This is a genomic window from Halopseudomonas formosensis (assembly GCF_900115905.1).
GTDB lineage: Bacteria > Pseudomonadota > Gammaproteobacteria > Pseudomonadales > Pseudomonadaceae > Halopseudomonas > Halopseudomonas formosensis.
This window is the reverse complement of the sequence record NZ_FOYD01000010.1, coordinates 34,891-56,037: the sequence shown is the minus strand read 5'-3', so window position 1 is coordinate 56,037 and position 21,147 is coordinate 34,891. Positions and strand designations below refer to the sequence as shown.

Below are 21,147 nucleotides of genomic sequence, written 5' to 3'. Positions count from 1 at the left end.
TATGGGTGATCGGCATGATTATGTCGCCCTCGACTGGGTTAAAGGCGAGATTTCCGAGACGCTGAATCAGGCGCGTCAGGCACTGGAAGCCTTTGTGGAGAACCCCGAGGACACTACGCGGCTGCGCTTTTGCCTGACCTATATCCATCAGGTCCACGGCACCTTGCAGATGGTCGAATTCTACGGTGCTGCGCTGCTCGCCGAAGAAATGGAGAAGCTTGCCCAGGCGCTGATGCACGGTACCTGCAGCCGCCAGGCCGAAGCACTGGAAGTGCTCATGCAGGCCATCCTGCAGATGCCCTCGTACCTGGATCGGGTGCAGAGTGGGCGGCGCGATGTACCTGTCCTGCTGCTGCCACTGCTCAACGACATGCGCAGTGCCCGGGACGAGAAGCTGCTGACCGAGACCGCAGTATTCAATCCGCAGCTGCGCGACAGCGAGGCCGAACCCGTCGCCCGGGTGGACTTCGCCAGCCCCACGGTAACCCTGCAGCTGCGCAAGCTGCGTCAGGCGCTGCAGATCACCCATGCGGCGATCCTGCGCGGCCAGGATGTCGAGCGCAACAGTCACCAGCTGGGTCGGGTCTTCGTGCGCCTGGAGCAGCTGTTCCAGGGGACCCGCTATGCCGAGCTGTGGGGGGCCTTTGCCGGGGTCGCCGAAGGGCTCGAGCATGGCAGCATCGAGAATGGTGCGGCGGTACGCCAGCTGCTGCGCCTGGCCGACCGTGAGCTTCGCCAGCTGCTGGAGGAAACCAGCGACATCGTGCAGCAGGACCCCAGTCCCGAGCTGCTGCGCAACCTGCTGTTCTACATTGCCAAGAGCGGGGGCGAGAGTCCGCGGCTCAAGGCCCTGAAGGAGCATTACCAGCTGGCCGATCTCTGGCAGGAAGGCGGCGACACCAGCACCGGCAGCAGCGACCCGCTGGTGGGTCTGGATCAGGGCACCATGCAGTCGGTGGCCGCGGCGCTCAACGAGGAGCTGCTGCAGGTCAAGGAGCGTCTGGATCTCTTCGTTCGGAGTACCAGCCGCAGCCAGCACGAGCTGGGCGAACTTTTGCCGGACATGAAGCGCATCGCCGATACCCTGGCAGTGCTTGGTCTCGGCCAGCCGCGGCGGGTGCTGCAGGAGCAGATCGAGCGGGTCGAGCAGCTGGCCTCCGCCCCGGACTCGCCGACCGATGCACAGTTGATGGAAGTGGCCGGCGGCATGCTCTATGTCGAGGCCAGCATGCACGGCATCCTGGCCATGGAGCGCATGAACGAGCAGGCTGCCGCCGGCGGCCAGCTGTCGACCACCGGCGCCCTGCTGCAGGTTCAGCAGCAGGTGGTACTGGAGGCGCGCAACAATCTGGAGCAGACCCGCGAGGCCATCAGCGCCTTCGTCGCCGGTCAATGGGATTACAGCCATCTGGAACCCGTGGACGAGCTGCTGACCAGCATCCGTGGTGGTCTGGCGATGCTGCCGCTCAAGCGGGCCGCCGACGCCGTGGCTGCCTGTCGACTTTATATCAAGCGCGAACTCATCGACGCCCATCGCGTCCCGGACTGGGAGGCGCTGGATGCCCTGGCGGACGTCATCTCCGGTATCGACTACTACCTGGAGCGGGTGGCCCGGGATGACGCCAGTCGCGGCGATGGCATTCTCACCACCGCCGAGGAGCGCCTGGCAGCCCTGGGTTACCCGCCGGCAGAGCTGTCGCGCTTGCAGGCCGGCGCCGTGCCGCTGGATGACCGCGAGAGCATCGCCAGCCCCGAGGAGGCCGCCGAGGCGGCAGTTGCAGTCGAGCCGGCGCTGGTCGAAGAGGCGTCGGAGGATGATGAGGAGCTTGACCCGGAGCTGCTGGAGATCTTCATCGAGGAAGTCGGCGAAGTGCTGGAAACCCTCGAGGAGTATACCCCGCGCTGGGAGGCCGATAACGACGACGTCAGCGCGCGCACCGAAGTCCGCCGGGCCTTCCACACCCTGAAGGGCAGTGGGCGCATGGTCCAGGCCAGTGTACTGGCCGAGTTGGCCTGGGCGGTGGAGAACATGCTCAACCGGGTGATCGACGGCAACGTGGACACCACGCCGGCGATCTTTGCCGTGGTCAATGCAGCACGTGGCCTGATGCCGGCCCTGCTGGACGACTTTGCCAATGGCCGGCCCAGCGCCCTGCAGGTGGTCGAACGTCTTGCCGGGCAGGCGGAGATGCTGTCCCGTGGGGAGATGCCGGCCGATGTGATCGGCGAGCTGGAGCCGGCACCGCAAACCCTGGTGGCCGAGCAGCCCGAAGGGCTGTCCGACGAGGTTGTGGACGAGTCCCCGATCATCGAGCCTGTCGAAGAGTTGCAGCCGCAGGACGAAGCAGAGCTGCCGCTGGAACTGGAAGCAGAGCCGGAGACACAAGCGGAACGGGATGCACCGTCGCTGCCGGCCATCGAATTCGAGCTGGAAAGCGCGGATCTGCCGCTGCCGGAGCTGGTCGAGGAGTCGGCGCCGGACGCACTGCCCGAGCTGCCTGATGAGGTGGCCGAGCCGGTGGCGCTGGAGGCAGAGGAACCCACCGACGCAGTCGAAACTGTCGAGACACTCGAGCCGACCGACACCGCGCCGCTGGCGGCGGAGAGCGCGACCGAGCTGGATCCGCTGCTGCTGAGGATCTTCCGTACCGAAACCCAGTCCCATATCAGCCAGATCAACGGGTTCCTGGACAAATGCCATCGCGAGCTGCCCCAGCCGTTGAGCGATGCACTGCAGCGGGCGCTGCACACCCTCAAGGGCAGCGCACACATGGCCGGCATTCAGCCGGTGGCGGCCCTGGTCACGCCCCTGGAGAAGCTGGCCAAGGACTTCAAGACCAATCTGATTCCCGCCGACCAGGCCGTCGCCGAACTGCTTGGCGAGGCGGTCGGCATGCTGCAGGCCTGGCTGGATCAGGACGACGCGAATCAGGCCATCAGCGGCAGCGAGGAATTCCTGCAGCGGCTTGATGCGCTCTATCAGCAGACCATGCAGCGGCTCGACAGCAGCCGCGCCCAGCTGGAGGGAGGTAGCGATACCGACCTGCTGTCGATCTTCCTGACCGAGGGCGTCGAACTCTTGCTGGACGCCGCCGACGAGCTGGCCGAGGGGCAGGCGATCGACCATGTCGAACTGGGTCGTGCATTGCGTGCCCTGGCCGAGGTGGCCCAGGAGGTCGAGCTGCCGGCCATCGAAGAACTCTGTCAGGGGCTGGAAGACGTTCACGAAGCCCTGGTCGGACAGCGCCTGCAGCTGGATAACACCGTCACCGGCGCCCTGGCGCGGGCCCATGAGCGCCTGATCGCAATGATGGACCAGGTCGCTGCGCACCAGCATGTGCAGTCGGCACAGGCCGAACTGCAGGAGCTGCGCGAGCTGTTCTCCGTGCCGATCGAAACGCCGGCCCCGACGGTGGAGACGGCGGCCGCCGAGGCCGAGTCCGCTGTGGCAGCAGGGCAGTGGCTGCCGACCGAGGCGGATGTCGACAGCGAACTGGTGGATATCTTCCTCGAGGAGGCGCAGGAAATCCTCGACAGTGCGTCCACCGGCCTGCAGCGCTGGCTGGCCGAGCCGGGCGACGCCGAGGCACTGCATGCCCTGTTGCGAGACCTGCACACACTCAAGGGCGGCGCGCGCATGGCCGAGATACGTCCGGTCGGCGATCTGGCTCACGAACTCGAGTTCCTCTACGAGGGGCTGGTGGGCGGCCGCTTCGAGCTGATTGACGGTCTGCCCGAGCTGCTGATGGCCTGCCATGACGCCCTGGCCGACATGGTCGAGGGCATTCAGGCCGGTCGTGCGATCAGCGATGGCATGGCGCTGACCCGCGCCATCCGCGAGTTCCGCGCCGCGCCGCAGCAGGTACCGCAGTGGCGGGAGGACACTCCACTCCGCACTGCGCCCCCGGCGGAGGCGATGGTGCCCGAGGTATCGCTGGCCGAACTGCCGCCCGCGGACGAACCGCTGTCGGAAATCCCTGTGGCGAGCCCGGTGGTATCCGGCATGCTCGGCATGTTCATCGAAGAGGCCCGGGAGCTGCTGCAGCCCTGCGCCGCATTGCTGGCCCAGCTGCCCGGCGACCCGGCGGCCGCTGCGCAGCTGTTGCACCGGGTCGAGGCGCTCAAGGGGTCTGCCCGTCTGGCCGGCCAGGACAGCCTCGCCGAACAGGCGCGGGAGCTGGAGCGCGCCCTGCACGAAGCCGGTCCGCAACTGCAGCAGCAGCTGGAAACCGGTTTCTCCAGGCTGCAGGCGGATATCGAGCAACTGGCCGGTGGTCACAGCCAGGTGGTGGAGGACTGGACCGCAGCGGTGGTCCCGGTCGCGCAGCCGGAGCCGGAGGCCCCTGCGGCGCTGCCGACCTCCGAGCATACCCTGGCGCAGGTTCGACAGATCCTGAGCGACGCCATGGGTCAGGGGCAGGCCGAGACCGGTGGCAACCGCTCCGCCGTGCAGGAATCGGTCAAGGTGCCTGCGGCGCTGCTCGAAGAGCTGGTCAACCTGGCGGGCGAAACCTCCATCTTCCGCGGCCGCATCGAACAGCAGGTCACCGATATCAGCCATACGCTGAATGATATGGAAAGCACCATCGAGCGGGTTCGCGACCAGCTGCGGCGTCTGGACATGGAAACCCAGGCGCAGATCCTGTCGCGCCACCAGGAGGAGATCGAGCAGGGTTACGAGGACTTCGACCCGCTGGAGATGGACCGCTACTCCCAGTTGCAGCAGCTGTCCCGCTCGCTGTTCGAGTCCGCCTCGGACATGCTCGACCTCAAGGAAACCCTGGCGGCCAAGAGCCGGGATGCCGAAACCCTTCTGCTGCAGCAGGCGCGGGTCAACACCGAGCTGCAGGAAGGCCTCATGCGTACCCGCATGGTGCCCTTCGATCGTCTGCTCCCGCGCCTGCGGCGAGTGGTCCGTCAGGTCTCCGCGGAGGTCGGCAAGCAGGTCAACCTGGAGGTGCTCAACGCCGAAGGGGAGATGGACCGCAGCGTACTGGAACGCATGATGGGACCGCTCGAGCACATGCTGCGTAACGCGGTCGACCACGGGATCGAGCTGCCGGCGGCGCGCAACCAGCGTGGCAAGTCCGAGACCGGGCGCATCACCCTGGACCTGCAGCGTGAGGGTGGCGAGATAGTGCTGCGGCTGTCCGATGACGGCCGCGGGGTGGATCTGCAGGCGGTGCGAGCCAAGGCCATCGAGCGCGGCCTGATGGATGTCGATGCCCACCTCACCGATCACGAGGTGCTGCAGTTCATCCTTCAGGCCGGGTTCAGTACCGCCGAGCAGGTGACACAGATTTCCGGCCGCGGGGTCGGCATGGATGTGGTCAACAGCGAAATCAAGCAGCTCGGTGGCAGCATGACGCTGAGCACCGAGGCGGGGCAGGGCACGACCTTCACCATACGACTGCCGTTCACCGTGTCGGTGAACCGGGCGCTGATGGTGTACTCCGGCGACGACCTCTATGCCATTCCGCTGAATACCATCGAGGGTATCGTGCGGGTCTCCGGCTACGAGCTGGAGGCCTACTACGCGCCCGGGGCACCGGCGTTCGAGTACGCCGGCAAGCATTACGATCTGCGCTATCTGGGCGACCTGCTCGGCACCGGTCAGCAGCCGCGCCTCAGCGGTCAGAGCCTGCCGCTGCCGGTGATCCTGGTACGGGGTGCAGAACACAGCATTGCGGTGCAGGTGGATGCCCTGGCCGGCTCCCGGGAGATCGTGGTGAAGAGCCTCGGCAAGCAGTTCTCGGTGCTGTCGGGCATCTCCGGCGCGACCATCCTCGGCGACGGTCGGGTGGTGGTGATTCTCGATCTGCTGGCGGTGATCCGGGCCCAGCAGGCCCATGCCCAGCAGGCACGTCAGGTGCTTCAGCCGGCAGCGGTGGAGGACCGCGCCACCCTGGTCATGGTGGTGGATGACTCCATTACCGTACGCAAGGTCACCGGACGGCTGCTGGAGCGCCATGGCATGGAGGTGGTCACCGCCAAGGACGGGGTCGACGCCATCGCCCGGCTGCAGGACATCCAGCCCGATGTCATGCTGCTGGACATCGAGATGCCGCGCATGGACGGCTTCGAGGTGGCGACCCTGGTTCGCCACGACGAGCGCCTCAAGGACCTGCCGATCATCATGATCACCTCGCGTACCGGTGAGAAGCACCGTGAGCGGGCACGCAGCATCGGTGTCAACGAGTACCTCGGCAAGCCGTACCAGGAAGCGCAGCTGCTTGAATTGATCGGCAAACTGGTGGGGCGTGGTGAGTGACGACAGAACGCCCGGTGTCGCGCTGCTGGTTGGTTGCAACCGCAAACGCGATCGCCTGAGCGAGGTGGTGCAGCACTTCGGCTACCGGGTGGTATTTGCCGGCGAGCCGGAAGCGCTGGAGGCCGGGCAGCTGGCCGAGGTGCCCACCGATCTGTGGCTGCTGGACATGGCCGAGGACTCGCCGCTGCTGGACTGGCTGCTGGACAGCAGCGAGGTGCCGGTGCTGCTGGGCAATGACGAGATCCCGCCGCCCCGCGATGAGGATTATCCCCGCTGGCAGCGGCGGCTGTACGGCAAGCTGTGCGGATTGCTGGGGGCACCGCCTTCGGCACCGAAACTGCAGGTGCCCACATCAGCTGTGGCGGTGGGCAGCTGCAGTGTCTGGTTGCTGGGTGCGTCACTGGGTGGGCCGGCGGCGGTCAAGAGCTTCCTCGATGCCCTGCCGTCGGAGCTGCCGGTGGCCTTCGTGTATGCCCAGCATATCGATGCCGGTTTCGAGGAGCAGCTGCCGCGCATCATTGGTCGGGAGAACAGCTGGCGGGTACGCAACTGCGAACAGGGCAGCCGTCTGCAGCCGGGGGAAGTATTGGTGACGCCCATCACGCGGCGTCTGAGTTTCAGCAGCGACGGTCTCATCCATCTGCAGGACAGCCCCTGGCCCGGCGCCTATCAGCCGGCCATAGAAGCGGTGCTCGACGAGGTGATCACGGCCTTCGCGCCCCTGTGCGGGGCGATCATATTCAGTGGCATGGGAGAGGATGGAGTGCAGGCCTGTGGGCGCATGCGCCGGCAGGGTATGCCGGTCTGGACCCAGAGCGCCGACAGTGCGGCCTGTGCGATCATGCCCCAGGCCGTACAGGACGCCGGCCACAGCCTGCTGCAGGGTTCACCCGAGGAACTGGCCCTGGCGATGCGCCATTGGCTTGAACAGGAACGCACGACGCCTGCCTGAAGGGGCGCGCGGTGCAAGAGGATTTTGCTATGTCAGATGCACTGGACAGTCTTACCGGTCTGATCATCCCCCTGGCGGGTCAGCCGCTGCTGCTGCCCAACGTGGCCGTTGCCGAGCTGGTGGGTTACCGGGTGGGCCAGACCGCCCCGCGTGGACCGGAATGGTTCATCGGCTGGGCCAGCTGGCGCGACCAGAAGGTGCCGCTGGTCGACCCCGGACTGCTGATGGGGCAGCCGCCGACCGAGGGGCCGGGCACGCGGATCCTCATTCTCAACGCGGTGGGAGGTCGCCCGGGACTGAATTTCATCGCCCTGCGCATCGGTGGCATTCCCCGTTCCCGCCGGGTGTTGCGCAGGGAGCTGGCGGCCACCGGTCAGGCCGGCGATTTCGTCAGTCAGCAGGTGCAGCTGCTGGATGAGGAGCAGCCGCTGCTGATACCGGATCTGGAGGCCATCGAGCAGGTGGTGACCGAGGTGCTCGCCGCTCAGTGAGTCGGCGCCGGGAAGCACAGCCGTGCTTCCATTCCCCCGCCGCTGCGGTTGAGCAACTGCACACTGATGCCATGGCTGTCGGCGATACGCTTGACGATGGCCAGGCCCAGCCCAGTGCCCTTGGTCGAACGGGCGCTGTCGCCGCGAATGAATGGCGTGAACAGATCCTTGCCTTCGCTCTGGTCGACACCCGGCCCCCGATCCAGCACGCTGACCACCACGCAGGGCTGCAGGGCGCTGTGTTCCAGATGACTGGTGATCTCCACCCCGGTACCTCCGTGATTCAGGGCATTCTCCACCAGATTGCTCAGCATGCGCTTGACTGACAGCCGCCGCAGCGCCAGTTCGGGTACCGGCTGCAGATAGAGGGCCACCCGCGGCTCGGTGCTGTTGATCGGCGTCACCACCTCGCGGATCAGCTCGTTCAGATCGCAGGGTTCGCAGGGTTCGGCATTGCCGTCGCGGATGTAGGCCATGAACTGATCGAGGATGGCGTCCATGTCCTCGATGTCGCGGATCATGCCTTCGGTCAGCTCCGGCTCGACGCCGGACATTAGTTCGGTGGACAGACGCATGCGCGTCAGCGGTGTGCGCAGGTCATGGGACACCCCGGCCAGCAGCAGGGCCCGGTCGCTGTTGGCCTGTTCCACGTCCTGGGCCATCTGGTTGAACGCCCGGTAGACCTCGGCAATCTCCGCCGGCCCGCTGGTGTCCAGCAGACGCACACTGTGGCCCTGACCGATGCGCTGAGCCGCGCGCTCCAGCACCTTGAGCGGCCGGTTGAGCTGGCGCACGAAGATCCAGGCGGCGGCAAAGGACAGCATGATGATCAGCGCCGACCAGGTCAGCACCAGGCCCAGGCGCTGTCCGCGTAGCGGGTGGGCGTAGAGCGGTACCTTCAGCCAGTGTTCGCCGTAGCTCGGCTGGTGTACCCAGATGGCCGCCTGGTCATGGGTCTGCACACGGATCTGGGTACGGTCACCGAGCTCGTTGCGCAGCTGGCTGGTGAACACCCCGGAATAGGGCCAGTGCACCTCGCCGGGAGGCACCTGACTGTGGTGGACCAGCTGCATGCCGGTCAGCTTTTCCAGGTCCGCACGGGCCTCCGGCCCGCTGGCCCAGTAGGCATGCACCAGCATGGCGGTGCCATGGCTGTACTGGCGGTCCACCAGCAGATCCTCGTTGCTGATCAGGTACAGCAGGGTGAGGATCTTGGAGAACAGCAGGGTCAGCAGCACCAGCAACAGGGTGCGGGCAAAGAAGCTGCGGGGCAGCAGCGGGTGCCAGCCCGGACCGCCCTTCACTGCTGCTGGCCATCCGGCACGAAGACGTAACCCACACCCCACACCGTCTGGATATAGCGCGGCTTGGACGGATCCGGTTCCAGCAGCCGGCGCAGGCGGGAGATCTGCACATCGATGGAGCGCTCCAGGGCGTCCCATTCCCGGCCCCGGGCCAACTGCATCAGCTTGTCCCGGGTCAGGGGCACACGGGGGTGGTGCACCAGCGCCTTGAGTACCGAGAATTCGCCGGAGGTCAGCATGTGGACCTGGTCGCCCCGTTTCAGCTCCCGGGTGGACAGGCTGAGCACAAAGTCGCCGAAGGTCACCTCGTTGTCCTCGATGGTCGGTGCCCCGGGAATCTGCGGCGCCTGGCGGCGCAGTACGGCCTTGATGCGGGCCACCAGCTCACGGGGGTTGAACGGCTTGGGCAGGTAGTCGTCGGCGCCCAGCTCCAGCCCCTGGATACGGCTGGTTTCGTCGCCCTTGGCGGTGAGCATGATGATCGGGGTGCTGTTGCCCTGCTCGCGCAGGCGCTCGCAGGCCTTGAGCCCATCCTCGCCGGGCAGCATCAGGTCGAGCACTATCAGCGAGTAGAGCTCGCGATCCAGCAGCCGGTCCATCTGTGCGGTGTCCTCGACGGCGCGCACGCGGTAACCCTGTTCGCTGAGAAAACGCTCCAGCAGACGGCGCAGCCGGGCATCGTCGTCGACGATGAGTATCTTTTCGCCTTCCGTATTGCTCATAAGCAGCATCACCTCTTGGTAAGCGTTGCATTGTCGCTGATGCCGGATGCGGGGGGAGCCGGCCATTGTTACAAGAGTTTACTTCCCAACCGCCCCGACTGCCGGATTACCTGCGGCCAGAGCGCACAAGGCAGCAACGCTTGGACCGGCGACTCGGTTATACTGCCGCGCTTGAGACAATTGATGTGGAAAGCCCCTATGGACAGTATTGCCGCGCGTATTGCTTCCGAACTGGCCGTGCGCCCCGAACAGGTGGTGGCCACCGTAGCCCTGCTCGACGAGGGCGCCAGCGTGCCCTTCATCTCCCGCTACCGCAAGGAGGTCACCGGCAGTCTGGATGACACCCAGCTGCGCCAGCTGGAGGAGCGGCTGCGCTACCTGCGCGAACTGGAAGACCGCCGCAGCACCATCCTGGCCAGCATCCAGGAGCAGGGCAAGCTGACCCCGGAGCTGGAGCGGGACATCCGTCAGGCCGAAACCAAGACCACGCTCGAAGATCTGTACCTGCCCTACAAGCCCAAGCGCCGGACCCGGGGCCAGATCGCCCTGGAGGCGGGCCTGGGACCCCTGGCCGATCAGCTGTACGCCGATCCCACGCAGGATCCGCAGCAGCTGGCCGCCGGCTTCGTCGATGCCGACAAGGGCGTGGCCGATGTGAAGGCGGCGCTGGACGGTGCCAAGTACATCCTCATGGAGCGCTTCAGCGAGGATGCCCGGCTGCTGGAACGCCTGCGCCAGACCCTGCGTCAGGACGGCCGGGTGGTATCCCGGCTGGTCGAGGGCAAGGAGCAGGAGGGCGCCAAGTACCGCGACTATTTCGAATACGACGAGCCGCTGCGCAATGTGCCCTCCCATCGCGCCCTGGCCATACTGCGCGGGCGCAACGAAGGCATCCTCAGCATAGCGCTGGAGCTGGGCGATCCCGAGGCGCCGGCTGGCGCCACGCATCCCTGCGAAGGGTTGATCGCCGAGGCCGCCGGTATCAGCAATCAGGGTCGTGCCGCGGACAGCTGGTTGCAGGAGGTGGTGCGCTGGACCTGGCGGGTGAAACTGCTCGGCCACATGGAAACCGAGCTGCTCGGCGAGCTGCGCGAGCGTGCCGAGGATGAGGCCATTCGCGTGTTCGCCAGCAACCTCAAGGATCTGCTGCTGGCCGCTCCCGCCGGCCCGCGGGTGACCCTGGCGATGGACCCGGGGCTGCGCACCGGGGTCAAGATCGCCGTGGTGGATGGCACCGGCAAGCTGCTGGATACCGCGACCATCTTCCCCCATGCGCCGCGCAATCAGTGGGATCAGTCCCTGGCGGTCCTGGCAGCCCTGTGCCGCAAGCATCAGGTGAGCCTGCTGGCCATCGGCAACGGCACCGCCTCCCGGGAGACCGACAAGCTGGCGAGCGATCTGCTCAAGCTGTGTCCGGAACTCAAGATGCACAAGGTCATGGTCTCCGAGGCAGGTGCCTCGGTGTATTCCGCATCGGAACTGGCGGCCCGGGAATTCCCCGATCTGGATGTGACCTACCGCGGCGCGGTGTCCATCGGCCGCCGTCTGCAGGATCCGCTGGCTGAACTGGTGAAGATCGAGCCCAAGGCCATAGGTGTCGGCCAGTACCAGCACGACGTGTCCCAGGTGAAGCTGGCGCGCAGCCTCGATGCGGTGGTGGAGGACTGCGTGAACGCCGTGGGCGTGGACCTCAATACCGCCTCGGCAGCCCTGTTGACCCGGGTGTCCGGGCTCAACCCGACCATTGCCCAGAACATAGTGGACTACCGCGATCAGCATGGCGCCTTCAGCAGCCGCCGCGAGCTGCTCAAGGTCAGCCGGCTGGGCGAGAAGACCTTCGAGCAGGCCGCGGGCTTTCTGCGGGTGATGAACGGCAGCAACCCCCTGGACGCCTCGGCGGTGCACCCGGAGGCCTACCCGCTGGTGGAGCGCATCGCCGAGCAGACCGGTCGCGACGTGCGCAGCCTGATCGGCGATTCGGCCTTCCTGCGCCGGCTCGACCCGGCCCGCTTCACCGACGAGCGCTTCGGTATCCCGACCATCACCGACATTCTCTCCGAGCTGGACAAGCCCGGCCGCGACCCGCGTCCCGAGTTCAAGGCGGCGGCCTTCCAGGAAGGGGTGGAGAAGATCAGCGACCTCAAGCCCGGCATGGTGCTCGAGGGAGTGGTCAGCAACGTGGCCAACTTCGGTGCCTTCGTCGATATCGGCGTGCACCAGGATGGTCTGGTGCATATTTCCATGCTCAGCGAGGCCTTCGTCAAGGACCCGCGGGATGTGGTCAAGGCCGGGGATATCGTCAAGGTCAAGGTGCTGGAGGTGGACGTACCGCGCCAGCGCATCAGCCTGACCATGCGCATGGGCGATCAGCCCGGCAGTACCGGTGGCGGCGGTCGAGAGGCCGGCGGCGAGCGACGCAGCCGCCCGCGGGCGGAGAAGAATCAGTCTGGCCCCGCGGCGCAGTCAGGTGCTACCTTTGCCAACCTGTTCGCCAACGCCCGGCATCTGAGGAAGTAGTTCCATGAGTGAGCACCCCAAGACCCGTGACATCCGTCTCAACCGCATGAGCCCCTTCACCGAGGCACTTGGCCTGGAGCTGGTGAACCTGGACAGGGAGGGCTGCAGCATGCGCCTGGAAATAGGGCCGCAGCACTTCAACGCCGGCGGTCGGGTGCACGGCGGGGTGACCTTCTCGCTGCTCGATTCGGCCATGGGGGCGGCGGTTTACGCCCATCTGGCCCCGGATGAGATGACCGCTACCATAGAGTGCAAGGTCAACTACACTCTGGCCATTACCGGTGGCGTGCTCGCGTGCCGGGCCCGGGTAGTGCATGTGGGCACCAAGACCATGGTGGTGGATGCCGAGGTCCATCAGGACGGCGTACTGGCCGCCAAGGCCCTGGGTACCTTTGCCCGAATCTGAGCCTGGCCCATTTCTTGTTGAGGAGTGACGCTCTTGTCACCACTGTTGAAGCAACGCATCGAGCTGCTGTCGCAGGCGGCCCTGCAGGACGACCTGCGTCAGGCCATGCATGGCATCGAGAAGGAAAGCCTGCGGATCGATGCACAGGGAACCCTGTCGCAGCAGCCCCACCCGCCGGCCTGGGGCTCGGCGTTGACGCACCCCAGTATCACTACCGATTACTCCGAGGCGCTGGTCGAGCTGATCACTCCGGTGACCGGGGATATTGACGAGCTGTTCGGCGAACTGGACCGCATCCATCGCTTCGTCTACAGCGAGCTGGGCGACGAGCTGCTGTGGACCGAGTCCATGCCCTGCATACTCCCGGCCCGGGATGACGACATTCCGATCGCCTGGTACGGCACCTCCAACGTCGGCATGCTCAAGCATGTCTACCGCCGGGGCCTGGCGGTGCGCTATGGCAAGCCCATGCAGTGCATTGCCGGTATCCACTACAACTTCTCGCTGGCGCCCGGCCTGTGGCAGGCACTGCAGCGGCAGGACGGCGATGCCCGCAGCGCCCAGGATTACCAGTCCGAGCGCTATGTGGCGCTGATCCGCAACTTCCGCCGCTATGCCTGGCTGCTGATGTACCTGTTCGGGGCCTCACCGGCGCTGTGCGCCAGTTTCCTCCAGGGCCGCGAGCACCAGCTGCAGCCGCTGGGCGACAAGGGGCTGTATCTGCCCCATGCCACCAGCCTGCGCATGAGCGACCTGGGTTACAACAACGACGCCCAGTCGGGGCTGAGTGTCTGCTACAACAGCCTGGAAAGTTACATCGCCAGCATGCGCAAGGCCATCAGCCTGCCCTATCCGCGCTACGCCGAGCTGGGCACCCACGATGCCGATGGTCGGTGGCAGCAGCTCAATACCAACCTGCTGCAGATCGAGAACGAGTTCTACAGCTCCATCCGTCCCAAGCGCGTCACGCGCAGCGGCGAGAAGCCGGTGCAGGCCCTGGCCGAGCGGGGCGTGGAGTACGTGGAGGTGCGCTGCCTGGATATAGATCCCTTCCTGCCACTGGGCATAGAGCCGGCTACCGCCTACTTCCTCGACAGCTTCCTGCTGTTCTGTGCGCTGGCCGAAAGCCCGGCGATGTCCGACGAGGAATGCCGCACCAGCAGCGAGAACTTCGATCTGACGGTGATGCGCGGCCGCGAGCCGGGTCTGCAGCTGACCCGCAAGGGCCAGCCCTGCGAGCTGCTGACATGGGGCGAGCACCTGCTGGACAACATGGCCGCCTGCGCTGCGCTGCTGGATCAGGCCCACGGGACCCATGCCTACAGCGACAGCCTGGCCCGGCAGCGGGCCAAGCTGCAGGACCCTGCGCTGACGCCGTCGGCCCGTGTGCTGGCGGCCATCCATGAGCAGGGTGACAGCTTCTTCCGCTTCGCCATGGACCAGTCGGAAAATCACCGGGACCATTTCCGCAGCCGCCCGCTGAGTGACGCCGAACAGCAGCACTTCAGCGAGCTGGCGCGCCAGTCGCTGGCGGATCAGCTTGCCCTGGAGCAGGGCGACACCCTGGATTTCGATACCTACGTCGCGCGCTACCTGGCGCAGTGACCCGGCGGGCGGGCAGGGAGGCCCGACGCCTGTCTTATGCAGACCGATCAATCCCCGGTATGGTGATTGACCCGGCGCCGGTAGGCGCGGCTAGACTAATAAAAAATACCCATCAGGAGCCATCATGAAAGCCGTACTGTGCAAAGCCTATGGTCCCGCCAGCAGCCTGTCGCTGGAGGAGACCACCGACCCGGTAGCGGGCGACAACGAAGTCGTCATCGATGTCCATGCCGCCGGCGTCAACTTCCCGGATACGCTGATCATTGAAGGCAAATACCAGGTCAAGCCCGAGTTCCCCTTCTCCCCCGGCGGCGAGGCGGCCGGCGTGGTCGCCAGCGTCGGCGCCAGGGTCAAGCACCTCAAGCCCGGTGACCGGGTCATGGGCCTGACCGGCTATGGCAGCTTCGCCGAGAAGGTGAAGGCCGACGCCAGCCGCGTACTGCCGATGCCCGATGACATGGACTATGTCACCGCGGCCGGCTTCAGCATGACCTACGGTACCTCCATGCATGCCCTGGTGCAGCGTGGCCAGCTGCAGCCGGGCGAGACCCTGCTGGTGCTGGGCGCCTCCGGTGGCGTGGGTCTGGCCGCCGTGGAGATCGGCAAGGCGATGGGCGCCCGGGTGATCGCTGCCGCTTCCAGCGACGAGAAGCTCGAGGTGGCGCGCAAGGCCGGTGCCGACGAGCTGATCAACTACAGCGAGGGCGACTTCAAGGAGAAGGTCAAGCAGCTGACCGGCGGCAAGGGCGCCGATGTGATCTATGATCCGGTCGGAGGCGACCTGTTCGATCAGTGCATGCGCTGCATCAACTGGAAGGGTCGCTTGCTGGTGGTGGGCTTTGCCAGCGGCCGCATTCCCGAGCTGCCGGTAAACCTGGCGCTGCTCAAGGGGGCCTCCGTGGTCGGGGTGTTCTGGGGCGCCTTCGCCACCCGTGAGCCCCAGGCCAACCTGGACAACTTCCGTCAGCTGTTCCAGTGGCACAGCGAGGGCAAGCTCAAGCCGCTGGTGTCCCAGACCTTCGAACTGGATCAGTACGAAGCTGCACTGAACACCCTCAGTACCCGTCAGGCGGTGGGCAAGATCGTCATCAAGACCCGCTGAAGCCCTGCGCAATGGCCCGCCGCCGGCGGGCCATTCCCCTTCTCAGTTGCCGCCGGCGAACCCCTGCTGGCGCCAGGCCTCATAGACCAGCACCGCCGCACTGTTGGACAGATTGAGACTGCGATTGCCCGGTCGCATGGGGATGCGCAGTACCTGCTCCGGCGGCAGGCTGTCGCGTATGTCCGCTGGCAGGCCCCGGCTCTCCGGCCCGAACAGGAACAGATCCCCCGGCACATAACGCACCTCGCTGTAACAGCGGGCACCCTTGGTGCTCAGGGCAAACACCCGGTGCGGCTGCACGCTGGCCAGGCAGCCGGCCAGATCCGCGTGGGTCTGCACGGCGGCATATTCGTGGTAGTCCAGCCCGGCGCGGCGCAGGCGCTTGTCGTCCAGCTCGAACCCCAGGGGCTCGATCAGGTGCAGCTGGCAGCCGGCATTGGCGCACAGGCGGATGATGTTGCCGGTATTGGGGGGAATCTCCGGCTCGAGCAGGGCGATATGGAACATGGGGGCAGTCCGCAGGAAAACGGCTGCAAGTGTAGGGGCGACCGGCAGCCGGCTTCAAGCTGCAGACGTCTTTCGGGCCGCGCCTGGGCAGGGCGCGGCCCGCTGTCTTCAGTCGTCGCCGTTCTCATCCACCTGCATGCCCAGTTCCTTGATCTTGCGGGTCAGGGTGTTACGGCCCCAGCCCAGCAGTATGGCGGCATCCCCGCGCCGGCCGGCACTGTGCTTGAGGGCGGTTTCTATCATGACCCGCTCGAAGATGGGTACCGCCTGATCCAGCAGGTTGCCGACACCGCGGGTCAGCTGCTGGTCGGCCCAGTTGCGCAGACTCTGTTCCCAGTTGTTGTCGGTGGTGCCGGTGTGCGGCTGGTTGAGCAGCTCCGGCGGAAGGTCGTCCACCAGCACCTCGCGACCGGAGGCCATGACCGTGATCCAGCGGCAGGTGTTCTCCAGCTGGCGCACGTTGCCCGGCCAGGGCAGCGCCTTGAGGTATTCCTGGGTCTGGGGCTTGAGCACCTTGGGCTCCACCGCCAGCTCCTTGGCGGCGCGGGCCAGGAAATGCTGCGCCAGGGTCGGGATATCCTCGCGCCGTTCTGCCAGCGTCGGAATATGGATGCGGATCACGTTCAGCCGGTGGAACAGATCCTCACGGAATTTGCCCGCCTGCACCAGCTCCTCCAGATTCTGGTGGGTGGCGGCGATGATGCGCACATCCACCTTGATCGGGGCATGCCCGCCCACCCGGTAGAACTCGCCATCGGCCAGCACCCGCAGCAGTCGGGTCTGGGTCTCGGCAGGCATGTCGCCGATCTCGTCGAGGAACAGGGTGCCGCCGTCGGCCTGCTCGAAACGCCCGCGGCGCTGCACGGCGGCGCCGGTGAAGGCACCCTTCTCGTGGCCGAAGAGTTCGGACTCCATCAGCTCCCGGGGAATGGCTGCCATGTTCAGGGCAATGAAGGGGCTGCGCGAGCGCGGACTGTGGCGGTGCAGTGCCCGGGCCACCAGCTCCTTGCCGGTGCCCGACTCGCCGTTGATCAGTACGGTGATGTTGGAGTGGGACAGCCGCCCGATGGCGCGGAACACCTCCTGCATCGCCGGCGCCTCGCCGATGATTTCCGGTGTGTGGGTGGACTGGCCGGCGTGCACCGTGTCCTGTTCATTGCTGTGGGCCAGCGCGCGGCGCACCAGCGCCACGGCCTCATCGACGTCAAAGGGCTTGGGCAGATACTCGAAGGCGCCGCCCTGATAGGAGGCCACCGCACTGTCCAGGTCCGAGTGCGCGGTCATGATGATCACCGGCAGCCCCGGGTGCAGCTCGCGGACATTCGACAGCAGCTCCAGGCCGCTGCTGCCGGGCATGCGGATATCGCTGATCAGAACATCGGGCCGCTGCTGCCGGTGCAGGCGCAGCAGGGCGCTGTCGGCGCTGTCGAAGCAGGTCGGTTCCATGCCGTCCTGTTGCAGGGCCTTCTCCAGAACCCAGCGGATGGAGCGGTCGTCATCGACGATCCAGATATTGGCGGCTTGGCTCATTCATCCTCCCCGGGAAGCGGTAGAAACAGGGTAAAGGTGGTGTGGCCCGGCACGCTGTCGCATTCGATGAGACCCTGGTGCCGGGTGACTATGTTCTGGGTGATCGACAGTCCCAGGCCGGTGCCATCGGCGCGGCCGCTGACCATGGGATAGAAGATGCTGTCGAGGATGCCCGGGGCAATGCCCGGGCCGTTGTCGGTGATCTCCAGGCGGCAGACCAGGCGGTGGCGCTTGGAGCCTATGGTGAACTGGCGCAGGGTGCGGGTGCGCAGAATGATCTGGCCGCGCCGGCCATCGGCTTCGGCCATGATCGCCTGCATGGCGTTGCGCACTATATTGAGCACCGCCTGGATCAGCTGTTCGCGATCCCCCAGCAGGTCGGGAATGCTCGGGTCGTAATCGCGCAGGATGTCCATGTTGCCCTGGGTCTCGGCCTGGATCAGGCTGCACACGTGCTCGGTGATCTCGTGGATGTTGATCGGCGCCAGGCGCGGCGGCTGGTAGGGGCCGAGCATGCGATCGACCAGATTGCGCAGGCGGTCGGCCTCCTGGATGATCACGTCGGTGTAGTCCTGCAGGGAGGGCTCGACCAGCTCCCGGGCCAGCAGCTGGGCTGCTCCGCGGATGCCCCCCAGGGGGTTCTTGATCTCGTGGGCCAGCCCGCGTACCAGCACCCGGGTGACCTCCTGCTTGGACAACTGGGCCTCTTCCCTGGTGATGCGCAGCAGGCGGTCCCGGGGCAGCAGCTCCAGCAGCACCCAGTTGCGCTCGGAGGCCTGCACCGGCGTCACCGAGTAATCCACCATCAGGCATTGACCGTTGCTCAGATTCAGCTGGGCCTCGCGCTTGGTGAAGGGGTGGCCGTTGCTGATCGAGTTGCGCAGCGACTCCATGGATTCGACTGCATCGCTGAACAGGCTGGAGATCCGTTGGCCCTGTACCCGCTGGCCGCTGACCTCGAGAAGCATTTCCGCCGCCGGATTCATGTAGCTGACCCGCAGACTCCCATCCAGCAGCACCACCGCAGTGGTGAGGTTATCCAGTATCTGGCGAAGAAGGTGCTCAGGCAGCATAGGGCGTTATCCCGGGTGATTATTCCCGTTGTGACGGGGGCGATTGTTCTTTGCAAGAATCAAACCAGATTCCGCAGGCCATGCAGGGAGCGCACGGAATCGGAGCAGCCCGCGCCGCTGCGCCCCGGCGGACAGGCGCCTGCGCCGCCGGGAAGCAGAAGAGAGGTAGTGGTGACTGAACTATGGCACGAAAAAAGTGCATGTGCACCATGTTGGTGCACATGTCGGAGGTTGGTCAGCTGCCGCTGCCTGGACGGGGCACATTCGGTGCGCGGGGAGCTGCCGGCGCGCGCGGTGCCTGATTGGCACCCCCGCGGGCCGGCTGATTCAGCGAGGTGCGTTGCAGGTGCACCGTGATGGGGGCGGTGCGCTGGACCTCCTGACCGCGGGCATCGACTACCACCGCAGCGACCTCATGGCTGCCCCGGTCAATGTTGTGCACTGTCAACTGATGTACCTCGGCACCGGAACCGGGCACGCCGGTCTGGCTGAGCTGCCCGTCGATGGATACCTTCAGCAGATGGCTGCCGCTGAGCGGTGGTTCGGTGACCACGGTCAGGGTGAGATCACCCTCGTTACTGCGCAGCGCAGTGTCGTGGGCCGGGGTGGTGATCATCAGGCGCTGGTAGACCGGGCCGCTGGGCCGGTCACCTTGCGTATTGCCACGGCTCGATACCGGGGGCGCCGGAGTGGGCTCCACCACATTGGTGGGTTTGAGTTCTATGGTGCTGGCACCCGGGCGGGGCTGGTCGGAGTACACCCGATTGCCGTCGGCATCGGTCCAGGAATAGATCTGGGCGCCGGCCGGACCGGCCAGCAGCAGGCACAGGCAAAGCAGGGGCAGTAACAAACGCGGCATGCCATTCACTCCCTTGTAGACTGTCCCAAGGGTTGCACCCAATTGCCCGTGTGGCAAGTGCCGTGGTGGATGGTGCGACGCCGTTCGCACTGCCGGCGGCACCGGTCGTCGGAGGGCGCGCAGGCAAACGAAAAAGGCGCTCCGAAGAGCGCCTTTGTTCAGGGTGTTGCCGGGATTACACGCTGTAGTACAGGTCGTATTCCAGCGGGTGAACGAAGGTGCGAACCTTGATCTCCTCGGCGGCTTTCAGCTCGATGAAGGCATCGATGAAGGTGTCGGTAAACACGCCGCCCTTGGTCAGGAAGCCACGGTCGGCGTCCAGCGCTTCCAGTGCCTCCTTCAGGCTGCCGCACACCTGCGGGATTTCCTTGGCCTCTTCCGGGGGCAGGTCATAGAGGTTCTTGTCTGCCGCATCGCCGGGGTGGATCTTGTTCTGGATGCCATCCAGGCCGGCCATCAGCAGGGCGGCGAAGGCCAGATAGGGGTTGGCTGACGGGTCCGGGAAGCGAGCCTCGATGCGCCGGGCTTTGGGGCTGGTCACATAGGGGATGCGGATCGACGCCGAGCGGTTGCGCGCGGAGTAGGCCAGCATGACCGGAGCCTCGAAACCGGGCACCAGACGCTTGTAGGAGTTGGTCGAGGGGTTGGTGAAGGCGTTCAGCGCCTTGCCATGCTTGATGATACCGCCGATGAAGTACAGGGCGGTGTCGCTCAGACCGGCATAACCTTCACCGGCGAAGGTGTTCTTGCCGTCCTTGCTGATGGACATGTGTACGTGCATGCCGGAACCATTGTCACCGTACAGCGGCTTGGGCATGAAGGTAGCGGTCTTGCCGTAGGCATCGGCCACATTGTGAACCACGTACTTCAGGTTCTGCACCTCGTCGGCCTTGGCTACCAGGGTGTTGAACTGGACGCCGATCTCGTTCTGTCCTGCAGTGGCCACCTCATGGTGATGAACCTCGACGGTCTGGCCCATTTCTTCCAGTGCGTTGCACATGGCGGTGCGGATCTCGTGGTCATGGTCGACCGGCGGCACCGGGAAGTAACCGCCCTTGACGCCCGGACGGTGACCCTTGTTGCCGGTCTCGAAGGCGGCGTCGGTGTTCCAGGAGGCCTGTTCGGAGTAGATCTTGAACATGGAGCCGGAGATGTCGGACTTGAACTTCACTTCGTCGAAGATGAAGAACTCCGGCTCCGGACCGAAGAAGGCGGTGTCGCCGATGCCGGTGGACTTCAGGTATTCCTCGGCCAGCCGGGCGATGCTGCGCGGATCGCGCTCATAGCGCTGCATGGTAGAGGGTTCGATGATGTCGCACACCAGAATCAGGGTCGGCTCTTCGGTGAAGGGATCCAGTACCGCAGTGCTGTCGTCGGGCATGAGGATCATGTCGGAGGCTTCGATGCCCTTCCATCCCGCGATGGAGGAGCCGTCGAACATCTTGCCCTCCTCGAAGAAGTCTTCGTTGACGTCACGGGCGGGCATGCTCACGTGCTGCTGTTTGCCCTTGGTATCGGTGAAGCGCAGGTCAACCCACTTCACGTCAAATTCTTTGATCAGTTGGATCGCTTTCGACATGCTGTTCTCCAGAAGGAATCGTTACCCAGATACGGGTTCAGCCGTGACCTGGAAATGGTGCGGAATGCAAGGCTCCCGCCGGTTCGTTATTCACCTATCAAGGACAGCAAAAGCTGTGCCATCTTTGCCTGGCTGCCGAAACCCCTGTCGCAGCGCCATCCGCGGTGCAATGCTGCAATTGGGCGCCATTATCGCGCACTTGATCGGTGCGTGGAACAGACTTGCGCAC

At 65.6% G+C, this 21,147-nt stretch carries 14 protein-coding genes; 7 read left to right on the top strand and 7 right to left on the bottom strand.

The features are described 5' to 3' along the window. The first annotated feature begins 1 nt into the window (after position 1). From BM046_RS13075 to BM046_RS13065, 3 genes are read left to right on the top strand one after another with little or no spacing between them, the layout of a single operon-like run. On the top strand, positions 2–6,271 hold the full coding sequence (locus BM046_RS13075) for a hybrid sensor histidine kinase/response regulator (protein ID WP_177197870.1): 6,270 nt from the start codon (positions 2–4) through the stop codon (positions 6,269–6,271). After that, positions 6,264–7,223 carry a chemotaxis protein CheB gene (locus BM046_RS13070; RefSeq protein WP_090540198.1) on the top strand — a complete coding sequence of 320 codons (960 nt, stop codon included), beginning with the start codon at positions 6,264–6,266 and terminating at the stop codon, positions 7,221–7,223. The genes BM046_RS13075 and BM046_RS13070 overlap by 8 nt, the downstream gene beginning before the upstream one ends. 29 nt (positions 7,224–7,252) lie before the next feature. Beyond that, positions 7,253–7,714: a chemotaxis protein CheW gene (locus BM046_RS13065; RefSeq protein ID WP_090540197.1), complete on the top strand. Its 462-nt coding sequence runs from the start codon at positions 7,253–7,255 to the stop codon at positions 7,712–7,714. On the opposite strand, the gene BM046_RS13060 is transcribed toward BM046_RS13065, so the two are convergent. Beyond that, entirely contained in the window at positions 7,708–9,018 is a 1,311-nt protein-coding gene (locus BM046_RS13060) for an ATP-binding protein (protein WP_235818647.1), read from the bottom strand. The two genes, BM046_RS13065 and BM046_RS13060, sit on opposite strands and share 7 nt — an antisense overlap. Then, on the bottom strand, positions 9,015–9,740 hold the full coding sequence (gene ompR, locus BM046_RS13055; RefSeq protein ID WP_090540273.1) for an osmolarity response regulator transcription factor OmpR: 726 nt from the start codon (positions 9,738–9,740) through the stop codon (positions 9,015–9,017). Before ompR ends, BM046_RS13060 begins: the two co-directional genes overlap by 4 nt. A 198-nt stretch (positions 9,741–9,938) precedes the next feature. Between ompR and BM046_RS13050 the strand changes: the two genes are divergently transcribed. The 4 genes from BM046_RS13050 (at position 9,939) to BM046_RS13035 (ending at position 15,370) form a co-directional block, all read left to right on the top strand. Next, complete coding sequence (locus tag BM046_RS13050; protein WP_090540195.1) at positions 9,939–12,257, top strand: Tex family protein; 2,319 nt, start codon at positions 9,939–9,941, stop codon at positions 12,255–12,257. A gap of 4 nt (positions 12,258–12,261) precedes the next feature. Beyond that, positions 12,262–12,663, top strand: a complete 402-nt coding sequence (locus BM046_RS13045) for a PaaI family thioesterase (RefSeq protein ID WP_090540193.1) — start codon at positions 12,262–12,264, stop codon at positions 12,661–12,663. Positions 12,664–12,696: 33 nt separating this feature from the next. Further along, positions 12,697–14,268 (top strand): glutamate--cysteine ligase, encoded by a 1,572-nt coding sequence (gene gshA / locus BM046_RS13040; RefSeq protein ID WP_090540191.1) that lies wholly within the window; start codon positions 12,697–12,699, stop codon positions 14,266–14,268. A gap of 124 nt (positions 14,269–14,392) precedes the next feature. Then, entirely contained in the window at positions 14,393–15,370 is a 978-nt protein-coding gene (locus BM046_RS13035) for an NADPH:quinone oxidoreductase family protein (protein ID WP_090540189.1), read from the top strand. 42 nt (positions 15,371–15,412) lie between these two features. Here the strand turns inward: BM046_RS13035 and BM046_RS13030 are convergent, their stop codons facing one another. The 5 genes from BM046_RS13030 to glnA all read right to left on the bottom strand — a co-directional run bounded on the left by BM046_RS13030 (position 15,413) and on the right by glnA (position 20,918). Next, positions 15,413–15,877, bottom strand: coding sequence for a tRNA (cytidine(34)-2'-O)-methyltransferase (locus BM046_RS13030; protein WP_090540187.1), 465 nt, complete (start codon positions 15,875–15,877; stop codon positions 15,413–15,415). Between the two features lie 108 nt (positions 15,878–15,985). Continuing rightward, complete coding sequence (ntrC, locus tag BM046_RS13025; RefSeq protein ID WP_090540185.1) at positions 15,986–17,407, bottom strand: nitrogen regulation protein NR(I); 1,422 nt, start codon at positions 17,405–17,407, stop codon at positions 15,986–15,988. Further along, positions 17,404–18,480 (bottom strand): nitrogen regulation protein NR(II), encoded by a 1,077-nt coding sequence (glnL, locus tag BM046_RS13020; RefSeq protein WP_090540183.1) that lies wholly within the window; start codon positions 18,478–18,480, stop codon positions 17,404–17,406. Before glnL ends, ntrC begins: the two co-directional genes overlap by 4 nt. A 235-nt stretch (positions 18,481–18,715) precedes the next feature. After that, positions 18,716–19,339, bottom strand: a complete 624-nt coding sequence (locus BM046_RS13015) for a DUF4124 domain-containing protein (protein ID WP_090540181.1) — start codon at positions 19,337–19,339, stop codon at positions 18,716–18,718. 175 nt (positions 19,340–19,514) lie between these two features. Then, a complete protein-coding gene (gene glnA / locus BM046_RS13010) occupies positions 19,515–20,918 on the bottom strand; it encodes a glutamate--ammonia ligase (RefSeq protein WP_090540179.1) in 1,404 nt (467 codons plus the stop codon). Positions 20,919–21,147: the final 229 nt, after the last annotated feature.

What these genes read in the sequence shown, in the direction of transcription:
- BM046_RS13075 (WP_177197870.1), top strand. Translation starts at nt 2, where the DNA reads ATGGGTGATCGGCATGATTATGTCGCCCTCGACTGGGTTAAAGGCGAG.
- BM046_RS13065 (WP_090540197.1), top strand. Translation starts at nt 7,253, where the DNA reads ATGTCAGATGCACTGGACAGTCTTACCGGTCTGATCATCCCCCTGGCG.
- ompR (WP_090540273.1), bottom strand. Translation starts at nt 9,740, where the DNA reads ATGAGCAATACGGAAGGCGAAAAGATACTCATCGTCGACGACGATGCC.
- BM046_RS13050 (WP_090540195.1), top strand. Translation starts at nt 9,939, where the DNA reads ATGGACAGTATTGCCGCGCGTATTGCTTCCGAACTGGCCGTGCGCCCC.
- BM046_RS13045 (WP_090540193.1), top strand. Translation starts at nt 12,262, where the DNA reads ATGAGTGAGCACCCCAAGACCCGTGACATCCGTCTCAACCGCATGAGC.
- BM046_RS13035 (WP_090540189.1), top strand. Translation starts at nt 14,393, where the DNA reads ATGAAAGCCGTACTGTGCAAAGCCTATGGTCCCGCCAGCAGCCTGTCG.
- BM046_RS13030 (WP_090540187.1), bottom strand. Translation starts at nt 15,877, where the DNA reads ATGTTCCATATCGCCCTGCTCGAGCCGGAGATTCCCCCCAATACCGGC.
- ntrC (WP_090540185.1), bottom strand. Translation starts at nt 17,407, where the DNA reads ATGAGCCAAGCCGCCAATATCTGGATCGTCGATGACGACCGCTCCATC.
- glnL (WP_090540183.1), bottom strand. Translation starts at nt 18,480, where the DNA reads ATGCTGCCTGAGCACCTTCTTCGCCAGATACTGGATAACCTCACCACT.
- BM046_RS13015 (WP_090540181.1), bottom strand. Translation starts at nt 19,339, where the DNA reads ATGCCGCGTTTGTTACTGCCCCTGCTTTGCCTGTGCCTGCTGCTGGCC.
- glnA (WP_090540179.1), bottom strand. Translation starts at nt 20,918, where the DNA reads ATGTCGAAAGCGATCCAACTGATCAAAGAATTTGACGTGAAGTGGGTT.